General features: G+C 46.2%; 14 protein-coding genes. 3 read left to right on the top strand and 11 right to left on the bottom strand.

All coding sequences use genetic code 11. From position 1 onward, the window contains the following. Positions 1 to 17: 17 nt before the first annotated feature. From CPIN_RS26240 to CPIN_RS26285, 10 genes are all read right to left on the bottom strand, one after another. Positions 18 to 8,201 carry an SDR family NAD(P)-dependent oxidoreductase gene (locus CPIN_RS26240; RefSeq protein WP_012792896.1) on the bottom strand — a complete coding sequence of 2,728 codons (8,184 nt, stop codon included), beginning with the start codon at positions 8,199 to 8,201 and terminating at the stop codon, positions 18 to 20. Between the two features lie 8 nt (positions 8,202 to 8,209). Next, positions 8,210 to 8,881, bottom strand: coding sequence for a chorismate--pyruvate lyase family protein (locus CPIN_RS26245; RefSeq protein WP_012792897.1), 672 nt, complete (start codon positions 8,879 to 8,881; stop codon positions 8,210 to 8,212). A 37-nt stretch (positions 8,882 to 8,918) separates the two neighbouring features. Continuing rightward, positions 8,919 to 9,530: a hypothetical protein gene (locus CPIN_RS26250; protein ID WP_012792898.1), complete on the bottom strand. Its 612-nt coding sequence runs from the start codon at positions 9,528 to 9,530 to the stop codon at positions 8,919 to 8,921. Between the two features lie 24 nt (positions 9,531 to 9,554). Further along, positions 9,555 to 10,817, bottom strand: coding sequence for a cytochrome P450 family protein (locus tag CPIN_RS26255; protein WP_012792899.1), 1,263 nt, complete (start codon positions 10,815 to 10,817; stop codon positions 9,555 to 9,557). A 68-nt stretch (positions 10,818 to 10,885) separates the two neighbouring features. Beyond that, positions 10,886 to 12,130 (bottom strand): beta-ketoacyl synthase N-terminal-like domain-containing protein, encoded by a 1,245-nt coding sequence (locus tag CPIN_RS26260; protein ID WP_272867903.1) that lies wholly within the window; start codon positions 12,128 to 12,130, stop codon positions 10,886 to 10,888. After that, positions 12,096 to 12,341 (bottom strand): acyl carrier protein, encoded by a 246-nt coding sequence (locus CPIN_RS26265; RefSeq protein ID WP_012792901.1) that lies wholly within the window; start codon positions 12,339 to 12,341, stop codon positions 12,096 to 12,098. The genes CPIN_RS26260 and CPIN_RS26265 overlap by 35 nt, the downstream gene beginning before the upstream one ends. Before the next feature lie 32 nt (positions 12,342 to 12,373). Continuing rightward, positions 12,374 to 12,649, bottom strand: a complete 276-nt coding sequence (locus CPIN_RS26270) for a DUF5952 family protein (protein WP_012792902.1) — start codon at positions 12,647 to 12,649, stop codon at positions 12,374 to 12,376. A 3-nt stretch (positions 12,650 to 12,652) separates the two neighbouring features. Next, a complete protein-coding gene (locus CPIN_RS26275) occupies positions 12,653 to 13,642 on the bottom strand; it encodes an acyltransferase domain-containing protein (RefSeq protein WP_052306878.1) in 990 nt (329 codons plus the stop codon). Between the two features lie 32 nt (positions 13,643 to 13,674). Beyond that, positions 13,675 to 16,047 (bottom strand): ACP S-malonyltransferase, encoded by a 2,373-nt coding sequence (gene fabD, locus CPIN_RS26280; RefSeq protein WP_012792904.1) that lies wholly within the window; start codon positions 16,045 to 16,047, stop codon positions 13,675 to 13,677. 34 nt (positions 16,048 to 16,081) lie between these two features. Beyond that, positions 16,082 to 16,606, bottom strand: a complete 525-nt coding sequence (locus CPIN_RS26285; RefSeq protein ID WP_012792905.1) for a UpxY family transcription antiterminator — start codon at positions 16,604 to 16,606, stop codon at positions 16,082 to 16,084. Positions 16,607 to 17,023: 417 nt separating this feature from the next. Between CPIN_RS26285 and CPIN_RS26290 the strand changes: the two genes are divergently transcribed. From CPIN_RS26290 to CPIN_RS26300, 3 genes are all read left to right on the top strand, one after another. Continuing rightward, positions 17,024 to 18,298 (top strand): MFS transporter, encoded by a 1,275-nt coding sequence (locus tag CPIN_RS26290; RefSeq protein ID WP_012792906.1) that lies wholly within the window; start codon positions 17,024 to 17,026, stop codon positions 18,296 to 18,298. 128 nt (positions 18,299 to 18,426) lie between these two features. Then, the gene (locus tag CPIN_RS26295; protein WP_044219761.1) at positions 18,427 to 19,032 is read left to right on the top strand and encodes a hypothetical protein; all 606 of its coding nucleotides are present in this window, start codon (positions 18,427 to 18,429) and stop codon (positions 19,030 to 19,032) included. Further along, positions 19,029 to 20,489, top strand: a complete 1,461-nt coding sequence (locus CPIN_RS26300) for a TIGR04222 domain-containing membrane protein (protein WP_012792908.1) — start codon at positions 19,029 to 19,031, stop codon at positions 20,487 to 20,489. Before CPIN_RS26295 ends, CPIN_RS26300 begins: the two co-directional genes overlap by 4 nt. A 53-nt stretch (positions 20,490 to 20,542) precedes the next feature. Here the strand turns inward: CPIN_RS26300 and CPIN_RS26305 are convergent, their stop codons facing one another. Beyond that, positions 20,543 to 21,424, bottom strand: coding sequence for a sterol desaturase family protein (locus CPIN_RS26305; protein ID WP_012792909.1), 882 nt, complete (start codon positions 21,422 to 21,424; stop codon positions 20,543 to 20,545). Positions 21,425 to 21,430 lie beyond the last annotated feature (6 nt).

The following is a 21,430-nucleotide window of genomic DNA, read 5'->3' on the forward strand; positions in this document are numbered from 1 at the left end:
GTACGTGCTGATTTGAATTAATTGGCGTTTCTTATTGTTGCTGCGGCTGCGGCGATACTGATATTGTCATTCAACATATCGTCCAGCAACTGCGCCAGCGGGTCGTTTTCTTTATTTTCCAACCAGTAGCGTTCCCGGGCAAATGGATAACCGGGTAAACTGATTCTTTCCGGATGTTGGGTATTGTATAAACCATTCCAGTCTATTGCCAATCCTTTCACCCACCATTGACAAAGTTGTATATAGTCCTTGTCCTGCATCCAGCGACGAAGATCTGCATCCGCATCATGCCTGTGTTTCCATTCATCTGCTGCTACTTTTCCGTTGCTTGCCTGACCTGTAAAACATTCAGCTGTATCTCCGGCCAGGAATAACGTTAAACGCGTTTTCAGCTCTTCAATGGAAGCAACAACCATTGCCAGTCTTTCTTCCATAGCCTCCCTGCCTGTCTGCAGGGTGAATGCTATTGCCCGGAGATCTGTAGGTGCATCCTCTCCGGAGAGTGCCAGGAGCAGATTCATTGCCAGTTCCTGTAAGCGATCAGGTGTACGTCCGGAAAGCACAATAATGACAGGCGTATTTTCAGACAAAACAGTAGAATTAACAGGCGTATACGCTTCGATGATCAGGTGTGCATTACTGCCACCCGCACCAAAAGAAGAAATACCTGCAATCCGTTTGCCTGTCCATGGGGCGAGTGACTGCTGTAAACAGAATGGGGTTGCATTGAAATCAATATTGGGATTAGTTGCAGTTGCATGTAAGGAAGGAACTAATAAACCATGTTTCATCTGCAACAGTATTTTACTCAATCCTGCTATTCCTGCTGCGCTTTCACAATGCCCTATATTAGACTTAACAGATCCAATCGCACAATATTGCCGGTCATTCGTATCCTGATCAAACGCGCGACTTAAACCATTGATCTCAATGGGATCTCCCAGTGCTGTACCTGTACCATGTGCTTCTATATAACTGACTGACCTTGCAGAGATACCCGCATCTTTTAATGCAGCACTGACCACCTGGGCCTGTGCGACAGGATTCGGCACGGTAAAACCATTCGTCTTACCTCCTGAGTTGATAGCAGTTCCCCTGATGACGCCATAAATATGATCACCGTCTTCAATTGCCTGCTGCAAAGGTTTTAACACGATAGCGCCAACGCCTTCTCCGTCTACAAATCCGTCTGCATCTACGCCAAAAGAACGACAGGCATCTGAAGAAGACACCATGGTCATCTCTGATAAACCAATAAAATGCTGCGGATGTGTAACAAGATTTACACCTCCTGCAATCGCGCATTCACAGGCGCCGCTACGAATACTCTGAACAGCCAGATGAATCGCGGTGAGAGATGCGGAACAAGCCGTATCAATTGCCAGACTCGGACCGTTAAAATTGAACAGATAAGATACCCTGTTGGCAATAGACCAATAAGCGGCTTCGGTGGCATACAAGCCATGCATGACGCCGGCAAACACACCTACACTACGTTTGCTGTTCAGGTTAGCCGGCGTATATGCAGCATCTTCTATGGCAGCATATACCTGTTCCAGGAATAGCCTTTCCTGCGGATCCATCCTTTCTGCCTCTACCGGAGAAATATGAAAGAACAGGGGATCAAACTTGTCGATATCTTTTATAAATCCTCCCCAACGGGTATACATTGATGCTTTTTTCCCCCGCTTAGGATCGAAATAGGTTCTCCAGTCCCAACGTTCCGCAGGTACCTCCGTAATACAGTTACGTCCTTCCCGGAGATTATCCCAGAATTCATTGATGTTATCAGCACCGGCATATTTTCCAGCCAGGCCAATAACAGCTATGTCTTTTTCTTTTGATGAAGGCGGCGTACGGGTTAAAAAACGGCCAGCTCCCGGGGATACAGACACGGGGGATACAGATATTTCTTTTACTGTATGTGCCTCCCCTGCTGTCGTCAGTAATGCTGACAACCGTTCTTTATATGTTTGAAGAAAATAGCGAGTGAGCGAACGTAAGTCCTGGTATTCGAAAAACAATGTTTTTGATACAGGGCCGAAATGTTTCTCCAGTTTACCTGTCAATACGGTGATCAACACTGAATCAATACCGTATTTATCAAGAGAAGCGTCTGCATCTATCAGCCCTTTCGGTTGGTGTAATGCATCTGCTACGATACCGGTAAAGAATTCGATCGCCTTATCTTCCAATTGAAGAGCAGGTATCTCCTGTGCTGTTGTTGTCGCTGTACGCTGATCCTGGTTTTTTCTTTCACGATGAATCATCTCCAGCAAACGCCTGCGCTCGCCACTCAATACCATTACCTGATCGTATGGTAATTCCATAGCACGATAAAAGGCATGCAGACCGACAGCGGATGACATGGCTAACATACCTGTAGTAGCATATAGCTGTTGTTGTACTGCTTCCTCCATCTTCATACCACCTGCCTCCCATAGTGGCCAGTTAACTGACAGCGTTCTTCCTGTACGCTCTCCACGATGACAAAGCCTATTACGGAAAACCGCGTATTGATCCATAAAGGCATTGGCAACCGCATAATCCGCCTGCCCTGCACTACCAAGACTACCGGCTACAGAAGAAAAGAATACCATAAAATCGAGTGGCAGGTCTTTTGTGGCTTCATCCAACGCGATTATTCCGCCTACTTTTGGCGCCAATACGGCTGGCACCTCCTTCAGGTCTTTGTTGAAAATATAGTTATCCCTGATCAGTCCAGCACTATGAATGATGCCATTCAGTGTACCATGTGTCATCCTGATCTCTTTTATCAGGGAAGCCACCTGTTGCTGATCGGTAATATCTGTTTGTTTGTAAATAACGCTGAGTCCTGGCTTCTCAAATGCGGTCAATGCATTTGCAGCTATTGGTGAACGCCCGCTTATATATACAACAGCCTGTTGCAATTTCGAACTGATCTCTTCCAGGAAAACCCTGCCAATACTACCTGCACCTCCGGTAATAAGATATATACCGTGTTCCTTCCATACGATAGGCGCAACTGTCGTCGGCTGTTCCTCCCATGCTTGTACTTTGCGAACTCCCTGCTGATACCTTATACTTACATGATCATCTGCACTATTTTCTACCTGTAGCACCTTCGTGATCTCCTTCGGATTGTCTGTAATTATTAGCTGGCCACTGATAGACGGCTGTTCTGCCTGTAGGGTCTTCAGCATGGCTGCCAGGCTACTATATAAATGACTGTTATTATCATCCGGAAGAATGATCTGTAAGAACGTCTTTCCAGTCTCCTTGTCTTGTAGGAGTTGTTGTATACGTTGCAGCAACAGCACGGTATAATCAGTCAGTCGCTCCGCCGTATCTGCCGATGGAGACACCAGTAAGATCACTTCACTCTCAGGCAATACAGCTCTCACAGCTTCCTCATAGATGCCTATCTCCTGAGACAGCCAAACGATTCGTCTATCGGGTAGGCGGCTCGTTACAACGCGGGTTTCTTCCTTCCATACAGGAGCAAACAGTAAGGTCTCCTTGTCAACAACCGGCAAGCTTTCAGGCTTTACCAATTGTAAGCCCCGAATCGATATGCCCACCTTTCCGCCTTCATCGCAGACGTCAATATCAATCGTACCAGCATCATTATACCTTGCCCAGGCAAATGACAGCTGATCTGCAGGCTTATACACAGTAAGCGCATTTATCGCAAAGGGAATCGCCGCGGGTGCTCCTTCCGGCAGAAAATATTGAAAATCAAGGGCGGTCACTGACTGTAATGCGGCATCAAGCATTACAGGAGACACACCATATGCATTTGTTGATGCAGGACCGGATGACAGCGCAGCCAGACTAGCGAATACCTGACGTTGGCCAGCATATGCGACTGCTATTCTGCTGAATGCTGGTCCGTATACGATGCCCGCCTTACGAAAAGTATTATAATAAGTTTCTGAAGAGATCATCGCATCGTTACAATTAATGCGTAGCTCACCAAGATCAATTACGGTATCCACTGTTGTTTCAAAATGCGCCTTCCCGTGACAATACACTACGATGGCTTCGTTTACCTCACTGCACACCTTAAAATTGAAGGTATCATGTGCCGCTTCAAGATGGATAATAACGTCCACGACATCCGTAGCATACAGTGGTCTGAGCCAGCAGATATCTTCAATAACAACGGCACCTGTTTCCTGTGCAGATCTTTGCAGCGCCTCACGGATCATTTCTATGTAAGCGGCTGCGGGTAGGGTTTTATGTTGATGGATAATATGTTCACTGAAGTAATATTCGTTTCCCGTAAAAGACGAACGGAAACGCTGTCCATAGAAATCAGATATATTCTCATGCAGCAAAGGATGCAGCTGAGTAGTCTTCAGTGTATGTACTTCTGCTGGTCTTAACCAATGCCGATCTTTCCTGAACGGATATAAGGGTAAGGCTGTTCTTAGCGGCGTCTGTTCTTCGTACAAAGCTTTCCAGGCTACATGACCTCCGTTTATCCAGTAAGCGGCTATTTTCTCCGGTTTACCTTTCCGGAACCATTGCTGCAATAACGCCAGCACATCCTCATCATCCGCCGATAACATCGCACTGGTAGTTTGTTGTCCCTCCAGATAAAAAGGAGAAGGCTCCCCTTGCAGGAATGCCTGCAGTCCGTTTATCAGGCTTTCCATATCGGATACAATGAAAACAACCCTGCTTTCCATCGCCGCCCTTCCCGTTTGCAGCGTATATGCGACGGAGGCCAGTGTGCCTTTATCAGCATGTCTCAGTTGTTCCAGTAAACCGGTCGCCAGTAGTTGCACCTGTTCTTTATGTCGCGCAGATAAAGGAACAATCTGCATGCCATTGACGCCCGCTGTTATGCGTTTTTCTGTACCAACATACTCCTCCAGGATGACATGTGCATTTACGCCGCCAAATCCAAAGGAACTGACACCTGCTCTTAATGGCAACTCATTTCCCTGCTCATCATGCTGACGTTGCCATTGTTGTGTAGTATCGGCGATATAGAACGGACTGCCGGCTATATCAAGAAACGGGTTAAGCTGGTTGAAATGAAGAATACCCGGTAACTGCTGATGTTGCATAGACAGCAATAACTTCAGCAGTCCGGCGATACCTGCTGCTGACTCACAATGACCTATATTCGTTTTCACCGTACCTAAGCCACAGAAAGCAGTACCTTTCGCCTGATCATCTTCAAAAGCCTCCCTTAATGCCTGTACCTCGATAGGATCTCCCAGCGCAGTACCGGTACCATGTGTCTCAATATAGCTGATGCTTGCAGCAGGAATAGCCGCATCAGTTAATGCAGCACTGATCACCTGTTTTTGTGCCACAAGATTAGGCGCTCTCAGCGAATTTGATTTCCCATCATGATTGACGGCCGTACCGCGTATCACACCATAGATAGTATCCCCATCCTGTTCGGCCTGATACAATGGTTTCATCAATACAGCACCCAGTCCTTCCGCACGAACAAAGCCATCTGCCTTTTCATCAAATGTCTTGCATCTGCCATCGGGTGACAACATCCCTGCCTGGTGACTGGCTCTGGATATCCTGGGGGTCAGCATTATATTAATGCCACCGGCAATAGCCATACTACAATTGCCACTGCGAATAGCATTTACGGCATGATGCACAGCTACCAGCGAACTGGAACAGGCCGTATTGATTACTTCACTGGGACCATGGAAATCAAACCATCTCGACACCCTGTTGGCAATCATCGTCGGATGAAGACCTGAATCCAGGAATGCGCCATAAGTAGTCATTGCGTCTGTTTGTGTAGCAGCCAGTTCTGCATAGTCATTATTGTGTACACCCAGGTATACGCCCATTGCCGCTCCTGAAAGCGTATATGGGTCATATCCTCCATGCTCCAGTACATGCCAGCTCAATTCCAGCGCCTTTCGCTGCTGCGGATCCATGCTCTCTGCTTCCAATGGTGATATATGGAAAAATGTATGGTCAAAACCAGCAACATTCTCCAGGTATCCGCCAAACTGTGGAAAGTCTTCGGATGTCCAGTTAAATGCAGATTCCAGCCGCTGCCCTGCTCCTTCCGGACGAATAGCATCCCGTCCTTCCGTTAACAGCTGCCATAAGTCCGCCGGACTATTCACGCCTCCCGGTAACTCGCAATGCATACCGATGATCGCAATATCTTTCTGATTGTATTGGTGTTTTTCTGTGTGTTGAGGTTCAGAATGCCTATTGGCAGTAACAGTTACGGCTTCCATTCCCTGTGGATAAAGATAGCTTGCCAGTTGCCCGACGTTCCTGTATTTAAAAAGCATTGGTGGCGCAAACGGCTTATCAAATGCCGCCGCTATACGCTGTGCGATACTGACATACTGCAAAGAGTTCAAGCCCAGCTCTCCCCATATTTTCAATCCTGCAAGCCGGCTTGCATCCACTCCTGGTATGTCATGAAATACCTGCTTTTGCAGTACCTCCGTCACCAGCCGGAGATCCACGGGAGCATACGAGGTTTCCTTTTCTGCCGTCACCGTGTGTCCGGTAGTAAATTCAAATAGTGCTGTCAGCTGCCCTTTTTTAAATGCCTCCCTGCAAGCCCGGCGTTGTACTTTCCCACTGGCTGTCCGTGGAATACTCCCCGGAGCTGCTAATATAATCCGGCTTACATCCAGTGTATGCACTTCTGCCACCGCTGCCAGTATCTCTATACTAACAGACTCGTAGTATGCAGCTGGTTTGTCAGCTGCCACCTCCTGTACAACCACCACACGCTCTCTGCCATCCTGCTCGTCTGCAAATACAGCAAGCGGTAAAGTCAGTTGTGATAAATATTTTTTCACTGTCCACTCTATATCAACAGGATGATAATTCTTCCCGTTGACGATAATAATTTCCTTTAACCTTCCGGTGATATAGAGATGATTGTCTTCAATAAAGCCCAGATCTCCCGTACGGAGAAAACGAATGTCTGCTCTTTCCGGCATTACAGCGCCAAAAGTAGCGGTTGTCTCCTCCGGAAGCTGAAAGTATCCACTGGCTGTTCCTGGTGTACGTAACCATATTTCACCCACCACACCTGCCGCACACGGTTCACCCGTAACAGGATCTACACACAGTATAATCGCCCCTTCGGGTACAGGACCACAACTGATAATATCTTTCTGCTTTTCTCCATTGCTGTATACGATCTTTCCTTCTTCCAGCGCAGCTATATCCAGAGAGAGCGTACGAATGCCTTCTCCCGGTACAATCGTTGACGCAGAACCCGTCTCTGACAAACCATAATGGGGACAGAACACATGTTGCCGGAGACCTGCCGCACTGAATTTGTTGAAAAAGGCGTCATATGTCGCCTTCCTGACAGGCTCTCCACCACAGACAATGGCTTCCAGCGAAGAAAGTTCTACTTCCGTCAGCACGTTCTCTCCCACCATATTACAAGCCAGATCAAAAGCAAAATTCGGCGCAGCCGTATGTGTGCCCTGAAACAGGGTAATACTGTAAAACCAGTCTTCAGGGGATGCGGCAAAGCCACCTGGTGCCGACAAGACACTGGAAGCGCCGCTGATCAATGGAGCCAGTATCCCAAAATTCAATCCCAGGTTATGAAACTGTGGCATCCAGGAGATGATACAACTGTGATCTGTGATCTTCCATTGTTCTCTGCCTGCATCTGCCTGGGCAAATAACTGCGCATGTGTCGTCATAACGCCCTTCGGTGCGGAAGTAGAACCGGAAGTATAGAACAATAATGCCAGATCATCTGTAGTGATCTCCTTTGCCGGCAATGGCTCTTTCCCTGAAGTAACCAGCTCCTGCACATCCAGCAGGGTTACACTGTCCAGTTCCATACTCTCCGCCAGCCGCTCGTGAAAACTACCAGTCGTGATGATCGTACTGGCGGCAGCATGTTCCAGGAGGGAAAGCGTCCGTTGTACCAGGTCCGGCTGACGGGGATCAGCTGCGGGCACCGGAATAGCGACTACATTGGCATAAAAACAAGCCAGCAGACTGTATATGAAATCAATGCCCTGAGGTAGTATCAGCAATACCCGTTCCTGTGCGGACAGGGACTGTTGCAAAACGGTACCTGCTGCGGCAACCCCTTCAGACAATTCTCTGCCAGTTACCGCAGCCACGGTGTTCCTTCCTTCCCGGAAAACAAATAATACCTTATTGGGATGCCTTTCTGCCGTCTGCAATACTGCATCGATCAGCGGAGCATAAACAATTCTCTTCTCCATGTATACGGCTATCTGAAACTTGTTAACGGAAACTTCTCAGTAATGGCTCCTAACACCGACTGCTTGTTGTGAATGAGGTAAGTCCTGCTCAGCAGGTCGCTGCCCGCTGGTTGTCCCAGCAATGCACTTACCTTATCTTCTCGTTCTATGTAGTAGGTCAGTATCTCTCTGTGCGATTCCAGTCTTTCTTCCTTCCAGAGCAATCCTATCGGCAGGTTTGTCTCCAGCAGACGCTCCCTGATAGTTTCCGATAAGCGCTCAATCACAAAAATAGATTCCGCATATACATGGTTACCGGAAGGCCCTTTCAGCAGGACGATCCTTTTCAGCAAAAGCGCCTCTCTACCACATTGGAGGTAGGCCGGTGCATCCGCAAATACGATCTCCTGATCAATGATATCCACCTTGATGCTCTCATTTTTATACAATGAGATCAGATCAGTGACTGTACCATCTGTAGTCAGTAATATCTTCTGAAAAAGACTGAGGACTTCACCATGCAGCAGAGATCTGTCTGGCTGGGTGGCTGGTAATTCGTCCTGTAATGTCCAGAGAGAGGCATTTTCAGCACCTCTGCCGGATTCAGTCTGGGTGATGCCAAGTGCATTGATTCTTTCCTTTACTTCATATCCGGAAAGTTCACCGGCGGAATACAAAACAATGATTTCATTCAGGTCCATACATACAGCTTTTGAGGGTAACTATATTCGATGCCGGTCAATAATGGCTTTCAGCAAGTACTTCCGGAAAACGCCTTTCGCCGATCGTTGCATGTAACAATTCTTTTCTTTGTGTCGTCTTAAATCCTGCCACCGACGTCTCAAATTCACATTTCACTTCTCCCACATTTCTGGCAAACCAGATAATCAACTTACTTGTCGCCTTCAGCGGTTTTTTCTGATAAGCATAAGACTCAAACTTCAGACAGTCCGGAAAATAGCCGGCAGGAACGGTCACATCCTCCACTCCTGTCAGCACTGTCGAACCGCTGATATTGCCAAAGTTGAAATTGATGCCAAAGAGCGAGAAGGTGACTTTTGAGACATAGGAATGTGCCACTCCGGGCTTTACTATTTCCGGTGAAAGGCTGATAGGCGGACTATACGATAGCTTACCTACTTTCTTTTTGATCTCGTAAGTATCCAATCCGTCCCTGTTTTTCAACAGCACGATTGATCCGTCTGACGAAATCACCTTCTCCATAGCGATACCATTCAGGCTCACGGCTTCCACTACCTTATGACTGATAGTGGATTTACCATTATTCAGATATTCCCATGAATTACCCACTGCCAGCGGGTTGTATTGAGACATTAAATACCTGTCCATATTATCTGTTTATAGCATACGTATTTAGAATACAATAGGCAAGGCTTCCAGTCCTCTCATGACACTGTTGTTCTTATACTTCAGCGCATCGATATCACCTCCTTCTACTGAAAAAGCAGGAATACGCTTCAACAAGGTGTTGATCGCGATTTCACCCTCTAACTTTCCCAGAGCGGAACCCACGCAATAGTGTGTACCCTGTCCGAAGGAAAGATGTTTGTTATCCTTACGGGTGATATCAAAAGCATCCGGAGACTCAAATCTTCTGGGGTCTCTGTTAGCAGCCGTGATACAGATATGTACCAGTTCGCCTTTCGGAATAGTGACACCGTTCATCTCTACATCTTCAAGCGTGTATCTTTCGCTGGCCAGACTCACCGGCGGGTCCAGTCGCAACACTTCATCTATTGCGGTATTAATAAGCGCCGGATCATTACGGAGTGCCAACTGTTGTTCAGGATATTGCAGGAGTGCCAGTACGCCATTACCGATAAGGTTAACAGAGGTTTCATAACCTGCGGCAAACAGCAGAAATACCGTTGACATTAATTCTGTTTCGTTCAACTTGTCGCTACCTTCTTTTGCCTGCACGAGGTGTGTGATCAGATCATCTGCGGGATGCACCTGTTTGCTGGCAAATATCTCGCGCAGATAGTTGGTGAAACCACCGATAGCTTCCGGCATCATCTGCATTCTTTCTTCACGGGTAACGTTAATATCTATGTTCAGGATAATGTTGGACCATCTTCTGAATAGTTGCTGGTCTTTCTCTGGTATGCCCAGCAGACCAGATATAATACTGATCGGCAGTGGCAAAGCATAATCATTGATAATATCAATGCGACCGGAGGGTATATGTTTATCCAGCAGGTTATTGGTGATATCCTGTATGTGAGCGCGCATCCCTTCTACCAGTTTCGGGGTAAAAGCTTTCTGCACCAGTTGTTTCATTCTTGTATGATCAGGCGGATCCATATACAGCACGTGATGGCTGAATAACTGACTCATGGCCAGCGGAGAGGCAGGCGCTTTATGATCGGGAGGCAATGTCTTTTTGATATCCTTGGTAAAACGGGGATCCTTAAATACCAGCATAGCATCCTCATAACGGGTAATCAGCCAGAAGGGCTGGCCGCTGCTGAAGGCCACACGATGTACGGGGGCTTCGTCTCTCATGGCAGCATAGGTAGCAAACGGATTCTTAATAAAAGCAGAATCTGAAAAATCAATATCAGGAATTGCTTTTCCTGCAAAAGGACATTTTGCAGTCTGAGTGGTCGTTTCCATAAATAGTATTTTTTTAAGATAATTAGAGAGATGGTCCCGTGTAGGAACAGCTATATCTGAACAATGAATTATAGCGGAGCGCTGATCACTAATGCAGTATTCATTCCGCCAAAACCAAAACTAAGCGTGATGGCATGTGTGATCTGATGGGTAACTGCCTGTTGTCTTACCCAGTTGAAGTTATTGTCTATCGGGTTATCAAGATTAACACTTGGATGTAACATACCGGCCTCCATTTGCAACAATACGGCTATCAGTTCTACGCAGCCTGCAGCAGTGAGGCCATGCCCTAATACAGACTTGGTAGTATTGATAAAGGCATGTTCCAGTCTGCAGTTCCTGAGGGCATCCAGTTCCGTTTCATCGCCGATACGGGAACCGGTAGCGTGCGGATTAACGTAATCTATCTCTGCTGCGGTAATACCTGCCTGCTGCAATGCATGATTGATCACATAAGACTCTCCTTCAAAAGAAGGATCCGGGTTTCTATGACCATCCATATACATTGCGCCACCCTTGAGTACAGCATAATGACGAACGCCCCTGGCTTTTGAAGATGCATTGCTTTCAATGACCACAGCGCCACAGCTTTCACCATAGATGAATCCGTCCCGGTCGATATCATATGGCCGGCAGGCAAGTTCCGGCTGACTGGCAAAACGTTCCGATCCCAGTGCGCCAAGACTCTTAAAGCTTTGCAGTTCCCAGTAAGAGAGGTCCATCAATGCTCCCAGGGCAATACAGACGTCTACCTGCCCGGATTCTACAGCCATAACAGCCTGTAAGATCGCGGCTTGTCCGCTGGCAGATGCAGCGCCCAGCGTATAAGCATGTCCCCGGATACCAAACTGCTCTGTGCACAAACCACAGATATCTGTATCCATAAAAGAAATGCCATAGGCAGGCGTGATAAACCGCTGTCGGTCACGATACTTTTCATGCACAAGCAGGGCTTCCCTTTGCTGCACGTTAGAGCCGCCTACGATCAGTCCGATTCTTGCAGGAGGTACTGCATCCAGCTTTGCATCTTCCCAGGCATCAGCCAGGGTTATTAATGCTGCCTTTCCCGAAAGTGATGCGCTCCTGAATAATTTAGGTGCAATACGTTCCGGTGGCAATAACATACCCAGTTCAGCACCGATAAATGCCGATGTATGCTGACGCCCTTCGCGTTGCATAATGCCGAAAGAAGTTTGTCCTTTCAGCAATGAAGATGTTACGGATGTTTTTCCCTGGCCGCTGGCTGTAGTAATACCAATTCCTGTAATAACAGGTTGTTTATACCACTTGCTGCTCATAAAACGTCTCCACAAGGTCCTCTATGTTCTGCGCCCCGGAAAATGTAATCAGTGGAATGTCCAGAGAGAGAGATTCGATAGTCAAGGTGATGATTTCTGCGCGATCAACTGAGTTGGCTCCCAGTTCTTTCAACTCATCAGTAATAACAAATGCATGGGTTTCCAATTCGGGGATAATCTCTTTTGTGTGCTGTACTATCAGCTCAAAGATGGCTTGTTTGTTCATTATAACGGTTATTAGTAAACAACTCTGATCCTTTAGTCTTCAACCAGGAAACTGTAGAATGTCTCCTTGATATCATCGGCTTCATCAACTTCTTCGCCATCGCACACTACGTGCATACCTGGCAGCATAGCCACTTCCACAATATCGCGTATCTCAATAACAATGGGCTTGAAGTGCTGTTTACTTACAAACATAAATTTGTCATATACCTGGGGTTTCCTGGCCGTATCGGCCTTTAATACATGGTTTACAAGTATGCCCGTTTCGTTTACGTACTCGCAGTTAATAATTAGCTTGTAGTCTCTCATACTTCACGTTTTTAGGGTGAGCGAAATTTGTTTGCTGATATGATGAATGGCAGTCTGTAGGGTCTTCAGTTTCTCTCCGTCTTTACCGAAGGGAGACAATACATCAAACAGACGACCGGAAATGGATGCCGGAGCAATTTTCGCTGTTAGGTTTTTCAGGGTTCCTGAGGGGCTGCAATCAATGTAATAATAGGGTCCGCTCTTTTCGAGGCTTTCTATCGCTTCCTTAAATCTGATCCTCCGACGTATAACCTGCCAGAAGTAGGTGATGGAGATATCATACCATTCCCGGGCATATACCGACGAATAGAACGGTATTACCGGTAATGAAAAGTGTTTATCCCTGTTCCCGTCAAGGAATAAAGCACCGATCTTTTCCATCTCCGAACTATGAAATGCATATTTCACCGGAAGTACACTGTACATGATCTCCCGGGTATGCAAAAAACTGCTGATACCCGATAGAGCCGTTTTTGCTGCACTTAAAGTAAAATGAGCGTCGTAGTTATATGCCGCTATGACAGCATTCATATAAAGCGCCGGTTCATTTTCAAATATCGTCTGGTCATGCAGCAGGGTGATCATACCACCTTCTGCGCAACTGCGTTCTACCAGTGCTGCCTGACGGATAACGATCTCCAGCATATCTTCAGCGGGGATCGCTCCACTGACTGCAGCGGCGACTGTTTCTCCCAGACTGGATCCGAGTACATATGCCGGAGCAGCTGGTAACAGCTCACTGACTGTGCGGGCCAGCGCGTACTGTACCATAAAAATGGCAGGATGCGAGTAAAGCAGTCTGTCCAGCGGATATCTCTTATTCCCATCATAGAGATATTCGATGACAGACAGGCCGGTCAGCCGCACTGCGACTTCGTCCAGCCCAAGCATGGTATTCCTGAATGTAGGGTTTGTGTCAAACAATGCCCGGCCCATATTGTAATACTGGCTTCCCTGACCAGCAAATAACAGTACAGGCTGCGGGGCTGACATAGTATCTTGCATGGTAAATTAGCTGAAAAGGGTTATGCCGGAATCATGGAGCGGCCTTCCCGGGCAACAAGTGCATGATCATAAAAACGGGATAAATAGGCCGCCGCACCGGTCATCAGCAACAGGGCAATACTATCCGGATGCCGGTTATTCCAGTGTCTTAAAGGGGTATCTTTTACCCATTCATTAAACGACCCAAGCGCAGAACTGCTTTGTACCTGGTAATCCAGCCGGGCAGCCTGATCGCCTGTAAGTGCCGCTTTCATACTTTTCTCAAAATATTGTCTGAATACCAGTGCCATCTTATGCCGCGGATGCTGCGTAGCACTGGCAATTGTAGCTGGACTGAGCGTTTGTTTCAGCTGCTCGAAAACGGCCTCCAGCGTTGCACCAAAATAACGCGTTTCAAGCTGCGTCCTGTCTTTTTCATCCAGTTCATCAAGGGAGGTATACATCCTGTAAAACTCATACAAACGGGCTGCTCTGGCCGGGAAAAACAGTCCTTTCTTCAGCACCTGTATACGTGCACCAAATTCAAACAACTCTTCTCCCGGTACATAATCTGTATCCTGGATACCCGTCTCCTGCAACATATCCTTTACCTCCCTGCTGGTACCTGCTTCTACTGTACATTGGTTCACCGAGCCTGTCAGAATAAATTCCGCTCCTGTGAGGAATGCTCCTGCCGCGGCCTCCGGTGTGCCTATGCCTCCTGCCAGTCCGATGCGTGGCGCCTCCTGATACCCGAAACGACGTGCGAGCTGGTCCCTCTGCTGTCTGAAGGCCGTTACCAATGCATAAGGCATTTTACGTCCTCCCATACCGGTTCCCTCCGCTTCTGCACAGATATCGTCTGCCATAGGTATCGTCACAGCCATCAGCGCCTGTTCCTTCGTGATTTTACCTGCGGCAACAAGTTGTTCCACTGTCTTCTCTGGTGGAGGCTGGAGAAAGAGCGCTGCGATGTCAGGACGGGCCGCTTTGGCAAGTATATGATGCCGGATAGTGGTACGTCCGTTTCTATCCTTTACGAGACCAGATACACGATAGTATACAATTGCCTCACTCAGCGCAGTGTATCCACCTGCTTCCACAACGCTTACCTGATGCTTTTGTAGCAGCGCGACGAGTGCCATCTCTGCCGCGGCATCATCCGGCTGATGCCAGACGTGAATGCCGTAAGGAAAAGGCGCTGGTAAGGTCTGAAAATAACGGATCGCTTCTTCTATTTCTGCCAGACTCTTTCCCTTAGATCCATAAAAACTCAATAAACCGGCCCGGCCCATCCTTACCACCAACTCTTTCGAAGCGATGCCATAAAACATCGATCCTGCCGCATACGCATACTTTACCTTATATAGCTTACGAAAAGCGGCACTGCCCAGGTGTGTTGCTGTAAATAAGGGATCAATACCTTCCGCCACTTCTTCCCCTGTCAATTGCCTGTAATAAGCAGGCAATTCATCCGTTATTATCTCTTCCTGTGTGGTTGCCGGCGCAGTTTGTTCTACCTGCTTTTGCGGCTGTTGTACGGGTGCAAAACCACCAGCTGCTGCCGACATAGGTGCGGCGGCAATAAATCCCTGCATCTTCGTCAGTACATCGCCAGGTCCTACTTCCTGAAAGGTAGCTACACCATTATGCAACAAAAAGGAAATACTCTCATACCATTTCACCTGACTGGTAATCTGTGTCGTCAGTAATTCCCCGATACGGCCATCCTCGTAGGGACGAGCCAGCACATTGGAAATAACGGGTATCTGCAAAGGAGAAAAATGTACACTGGATACACATAGGGCAAAGGCATCCTGCGCTTCCTTCATATATCTTGAGTGAAAAGCACCACTGACATTCAATGGATAATAGAGCTTTGCACCATTGGCTTCAAATACTTTCTGGGCACTGATAATATCGTCCCGTAATCCGGAAATAACAATCTGTTCCGCAGAGTTGTAATTAGCGATATCAATACTAGTGTAGCTACTTTCGACAAGTATCTTTCTGACTGTATCCATCTTTAATCCCAGCAAAGCAGCCATTCCACCATTTTTCACACGTCCCATAATCTCTGCGCGCTGTTTAACCAGCTTCAGACCAGTTTCAAAAGAGAATGCACCTGCTGCAAACAATGCCACATATTCACCCAGGCTATGCCCCAGTACAAAATCAGGTTTAGGCATAGTATCCAGTCTGTCCAGGTATGACAACGCATTTACCACATATAGTGCAGGCTGCGTATACTGTGTCTGATTGAGTAAACGGTGCTCGTCCGTCACACACAATTCCCTGATATTATAACCCAGTATTTCACTTGCCTCTTCCGTCAGTGAAGTATATTTATCAAACAATTTTTCGCCCATCCCTCTTTTCTGAGAGCCTTGGCCGGGGAACAAATAAGCAATCATAACAACTTTATTAAATAACAAGCGAAAGTTTATATCAGGCAATTTTTTCTATATCACAGTTGCTGATCTCTACTGATACCGCCTGCGCTATTACCGGCAGTTTAATCAAAACACGCAGGCGATTTGATCTTTTATACAATTCTCCTTCCAGTCCGGAAAACACCCCGTTGAGTATTCTTATCTTATCGCCCGTATTATATACAGACTCTATTTCCACATCCTGTCTTGACTGTTCTATCTGCCTGATTTTATTGATATCATCCTCACTTATAGCAATAGCTCTTCCTTCTACAGAAACAAACCGGACCACACCAGGAATTCCCAGTATAGGCGTTTTGTTTAGTAAGTTTGTTTTAACAAATATGTAGTTTGGGAATAAAGGTACTTCCATTCTTTTGAGACGGTCACTCCACTTTCGCACTTCTGTTTTTACCGGGAGATAATGAATGATATCTATTAGTGCTAACTGCCTTCCTATCTTTTTTTCAAACAGCGGATATGTATACAATACATACCACTTACTTTCACGCTGCTGCGTAATAGACATTGATGATCTCATAAATCTTGTAGTTACTGGATAGTATAAATGAGGGAAACGAATGAACTGGCATTTATAACAAATTCATTCATAAGGCTGTACGCCGTGTTCTAAAGTTCTAAAACAGTTGTAGATGAAACATGGCTTCGCCGGACTATGCCCCAGGCATGTTATATTAAAACAAAAAAATTGGTGAAAACTTACTTAAATGTACTGCTAGTTAACAAAGTCTTTGGGTTATTTAAGGCATAAAACTTCGTGTCTACGATTATATGGATAGAGTGTTTATGTTTTGATAAAATTAGTAAAAAAAATATAAAAACAAATTTTGAAACGATTTGTTTCTCAGAATATTTTTAAGAACTTGCAATTACTACACACATCATTCTACTGCTTCAGAATTAATTCCAAATCTGTTTAAACCCTTTCAAAATAGCCATGACAAAGACATCCAACGAAACTATACAGTTCAGTTCTTATCAAAAACTTATCATCTTCATGCTTGCAGTTGCTCAGTTCTCTGTACTGCTTGACTTCATGGTAATTGCTCCTTTAGGTGATTTATTAATTAAATCTTTATCGCTTAAACCAGCACAGTTCGGGATTGCAGTATCTGCTTATGCATTTAGTGCGGGAATATCGGGATTATTAATTGCAGGTTTCGCGGACAGATACGACCGTAAAAAATTATTACTCTTTTTTTATGCAGGTTTTATATTAGGAACATTATGTTGTGCAATCGCATCCTCTTATATTTATCTAGTTGCCGCACGTATTGTTACAGGTCTGTTCGGTGGTGTGATCAGCTCTATTGCAATGGCCATCATAGCCGACATTTTCCCCCTGCAACAGCGGGGCAGAGTAATGGGCTATCTGCAACTGGGCTTTAGCGCCAGCCAGGTACTAGGCATTCCTCTCAGTTTATTAATAGCGAATCTATGGGGATGGCAATATCCATTTGTACTGGTATCTGCAATAGGACTGATAGGGCTAATAATGATCGCTACCAGGCTGCAGCCATTACAGCAACACCTGCATATACAACAAACACGTTCTCCGCTTTTACATCTCAAACATGCACTCTCTATCGGTCGCTACCATATTGGCTATATCGCTACTGCCCTCATGTCAATCGGTGGTTTCATGATGATGCCCTTCAGCAGCTCTTTCGCTGTAAATAATCTGCATGTAACCCAAACACAGCTGCCCGGATTATTCATGGCATCAGGTATCACTACCCTCGTCGTAATGCCATTAATAGGCAAACTGAGTGATAAAATGGACAAGTTTAAATTATTCACACTTGCCTCCATACTCATGATGGCGATAGTCGTGATCTATACCAATCTCGGACCGACTCCCTTCTGGATTGTTGTGGCACTGAATATGCTGATGATGTCTAGTATTATGAGCAGAATGATTCCGAGCAGTGCGTTAACCAGCGCAATCCCGGAGCCACAGGACAGGGGTGCGTATATGAGTGTCACGGCTTCCCTTCAGCAAATAGCCGGCGGTATCGCAGCAGCAGTTGCCGGTATTATCGTAACACAGAAAGACAAGTTACAGCCCCTGGAACATTATAACATCGTAGGTTATATGATGGTAGTCATCACTGTCTTCTGTATATATCTCGTTCACAGGATCAATAAAATGATCATTGAAAAAAACACCAATACCCAGAAAGCAAATAAACCCAGTGTATACCCTGCCTGACAGCAGGGTATACACCCTATTTTACCCATCAGTATGATCTATCTGGTAACAAAAAATTAAACATCGAAAAATGAACAGATATCAAAAATTCGACTTAATTTACGTCGTGAAAGTATTTGAGTAAACATATGATAGTAACATATCAAACAAGCTACAAAAAGATCAGGGATTTTACTTTCGACAACGGCACAGCCGATACCTCCTTCGCCCCAAAATCATCCACTTCACAAAACTGGACTACGGAATTTACGCAACGCATTGCAGATGAACACAAAAGATTTATCCGGGTCTGCTGTATATCTCCTACGGGCGCGGCGCCACCCAAAAAAGTAGATAAACCATGTATCTTTAGCACTGCTCCTCCGGCTGACATATGGCCACCTCCAAGGAAATCATTTCCCATCCCGAACGCTCCACCTACTTTGTGGAACACAAAACCAGCCCCTAGCCTTGTCATCTTTATTTTTATAGCACTTTTATCCTGTGCACCTGCAATCAGACAACTTATTTCCTATATTCTGAACGCTCCTCAGTTCCTTACTTTCTTCACCATTTATATAATATATATACTGATACCACCGCTCAATTATGCCTGCATTGAAAAATGCTGCTATAACAGCTATCGCCCTGCACACCGGGCCATACAGGTATCATATGCCTATGCAATAGAAATGATCAAACAGGTCATTCATATGAAACAGCAACATTTACAATTTAACCCAAACAAGTTATGACACAAGAACAGCAAACCCTCTGGACGAAGATCCAGGCATTCAATTTCGATGGCGGAAGTCCCGTCAATCACTTTACTAAAAAACTGGCAGCAGAACAAAACTGGACAATCGCCTTCACACAAAAGGCCATTGAAGAGTATAAAAAATTCATGCTGCTCTGCTGTACCTCTCCTACAGGTGCAGCCCCCTCGCAAATTGTTGACGAGGTATGGCACCTTCACCTGACTCACACCCAGTCTTACTGGACAGACTTCTGCCGGAACACCCTGGGACAGGACGTACATCACTATCCTTCCATGGGAGGTACGCAGGAAGATTACAAACACCTGAACTGGTATAAGACCACTAAAAGATTATACCACCGGACCTTCGGCACAGAAGCCCCGGAAGATATATGGCCGACACCGAAGGAATTCGTTCCGGTACCAGAGGATCCTATCATTAAATGGACGCCTGCATTGAAAGGATGGTTTACCGCCTTATGCGTACTACCGTTTATCTTCTCCGGACTGATATTCAAAAAGCTCTCCCCTTTCGATCTGAAAGGTCCGCAGTTCCTGGTGTTCTTTTTTGTATACGCCAGTTGCCTGCTCACCATTCTGGCCGTCTACCTGGAAAGTAGTAAACAGCAGGCGGTCGACGTACTGAAAAGATACTTCCCGGATGATATATCTCCTTATCAGATAGCAGCCTTCGTATACGGCAGAGCCAGGGCCGTACAGACCGGGATTGTAGATCTTGTTAAACGGGGATTGATCATTCCCCAAGGAGATCATGCATTCGTTTTAAATAAGCGGGGCTATATGCCAAGGTTAAACGAAACAAATCCGTTAATACCTGGCTTTGAAGCAGAAAATGATGATGCAGATGTTATCTATACTGAGATCTCTTCCCGCTGGTACAACCCCGATGAAGCCAGTCATCCGTTAATGGTTGCACTGGACAAATTTGCCGTACAACACCGGCCTTTCATCAACATCCTATACATCGCATTATATGGTATGGCCGGGGCAAGGCTTATACAGGGATTGATTAACGGGAAAGCCGTCGGATACCTGATATTCGAAATAGTTATCGTATTCGTGATCAGCAAACTGACCAGCGCCGCTGCGCGGAGAGATCTCGCCATGTACCAGGCGGCAAAAGACTGCTTTATTGAAAAATTTGGGGAGAATCCTGATAAGACAGACAACATCGTACCCGGATTTGCGGTGAACGGATTATCCGCAGTCAGTGGTTTTGCTGAAATAGGATTTCTTACCGGCATGTTTGCTACATATACCAGCAGCGCTTTCAGAAATGAACGTGGAGAGCCGGTGAATAAAGACTTTGGTGGTGCTTCCAGTTGTAGTAGCGGTGGATCGGGCTGTAGTGGCAGTAGTTGCAGTAGTGGAGGAAGTGGATGCGGAAGCAGTTGTGGTGGTGGATGCGGGGGTTGCGGAGGAGGCGGTGACTAAATAAAGACCTCCCGGCAATCACATTGCCAGGAAGTCTTTATCCGATATTTTTTCTATTTCGCTGCTTCTGCACTATCTCCTACCATCGGTCCATGCAGGGACAACTCGCTACCTTCGCGCTTTGATTTAAAAATCGGCCATAGGAACTGTGAGTACCACTCCTCTTCTTTATAATGTTTAATACCATAGCCACTTGGATATTGTCTTGTAATGATCCCTGTACGAAAGATAATATCCCATATAAAGAACATATTCCCGAAGTTTCCTTTATAATACCCTACACCATCATCACTCGTGTCCGCATGATGTGCATGATGTGTTGCGGGCGTTGATATCAGCCGCTCCATCACCCAGCCGATTGGCTTCAGCCACATCACTGTATAAAACGGTTTATCCCATTTTATGCTGGAATGGGCGGCTGTAGTGATCAGCGATTTCACACCGGTTACAAACAATACCGGGTATCCTAACCCGAGATACACCAATGTTGTGGTCAGGTATATCTGCGAAAAAAAGATCGTATAAATAATATTCTGCCGACTGGCCATCGCCATACCCATATAAGGCGCAGAGTGATGGGTACGATGGAAACGCCACAACCAGGGTACCTGGTGATGCAACCGGTGATACCAGTATTGGGTCAGATCATCCGCTACCGCAATAATAGCGAAGCCCCACCAGAAAGGCACCCAGGCAAAAGCGCCTTTTGCACCCGGCAGAAACTTGGGTAATAATAACAATCCTACATAAGCCACAAATGGTCTTACCACTACCTTTGGCACAACAAAGCAGATAATATCCAGGACACGTTCATTGCGCGTCCAGCGCTGCTCATATAAGCCAAAGGAGAACTCAACGATACCAACGATCAACATGATCACCGGTAAGCCCCAGGTGCTGAGGTGTGTGAAGATGGATTCAATATAATGTAACATAACATA

The sequence above is a fragment of the Chitinophaga pinensis DSM 2588 genome, from assembly GCF_000024005.1.
Classification (GTDB): Bacteria; Bacteroidota; Bacteroidia; order Chitinophagales; family Chitinophagaceae; genus Chitinophaga; species Chitinophaga pinensis.

Coding starts and splice junctions, on each gene's coding strand:
- CPIN_RS26240 (WP_012792896.1), bottom strand. CDS start 8,201: ATGGAGAAGAGAATTGTTTATGCTCCGCTGATCGATGCAGTATTGCAG.
- CPIN_RS26290 (WP_012792906.1), top strand. CDS start 17,024: ATGACAAAGACATCCAACGAAACTATACAGTTCAGTTCTTATCAAAAA.
- CPIN_RS26275 (WP_052306878.1), bottom strand. CDS start 13,642: ATGTCAGCCCCGCAGCCTGTACTGTTATTTGCTGGTCAGGGAAGCCAG.
- CPIN_RS26255 (WP_012792899.1), bottom strand. CDS start 10,817: ATGGAAACGACCACTCAGACTGCAAAATGTCCTTTTGCAGGAAAAGCA.
- CPIN_RS26305 (WP_012792909.1), bottom strand. CDS start 21,424: ATGTTACATTATATTGAATCCATCTTCACACACCTCAGCACCTGGGGC.
- CPIN_RS26300 (WP_012792908.1), top strand. CDS start 19,029: ATGACACAAGAACAGCAAACCCTCTGGACGAAGATCCAGGCATTCAAT.
- CPIN_RS26295 (WP_044219761.1), top strand. CDS start 18,427: ATGATAGTAACATATCAAACAAGCTACAAAAAGATCAGGGATTTTACT.
- CPIN_RS26245 (WP_012792897.1), bottom strand. CDS start 8,881: ATGGACCTGAATGAAATCATTGTTTTGTATTCCGCCGGTGAACTTTCC.
- CPIN_RS26265 (WP_012792901.1), bottom strand. CDS start 12,341: ATGAACAAACAAGCCATCTTTGAGCTGATAGTACAGCACACAAAAGAG.
- fabD (WP_012792904.1), bottom strand. CDS start 16,047: ATGATTGCTTATTTGTTCCCCGGCCAAGGCTCTCAGAAAAGAGGGATG.
- CPIN_RS26250 (WP_012792898.1), bottom strand. CDS start 9,530: ATGGACAGGTATTTAATGTCTCAATACAACCCGCTGGCAGTGGGTAAT.
- CPIN_RS26270 (WP_012792902.1), bottom strand. CDS start 12,649: ATGAGAGACTACAAGCTAATTATTAACTGCGAGTACGTAAACGAAACG.
- CPIN_RS26285 (WP_012792905.1), bottom strand. CDS start 16,606: ATGAGATCATCAATGTCTATTACGCAGCAGCGTGAAAGTAAGTGGTAT.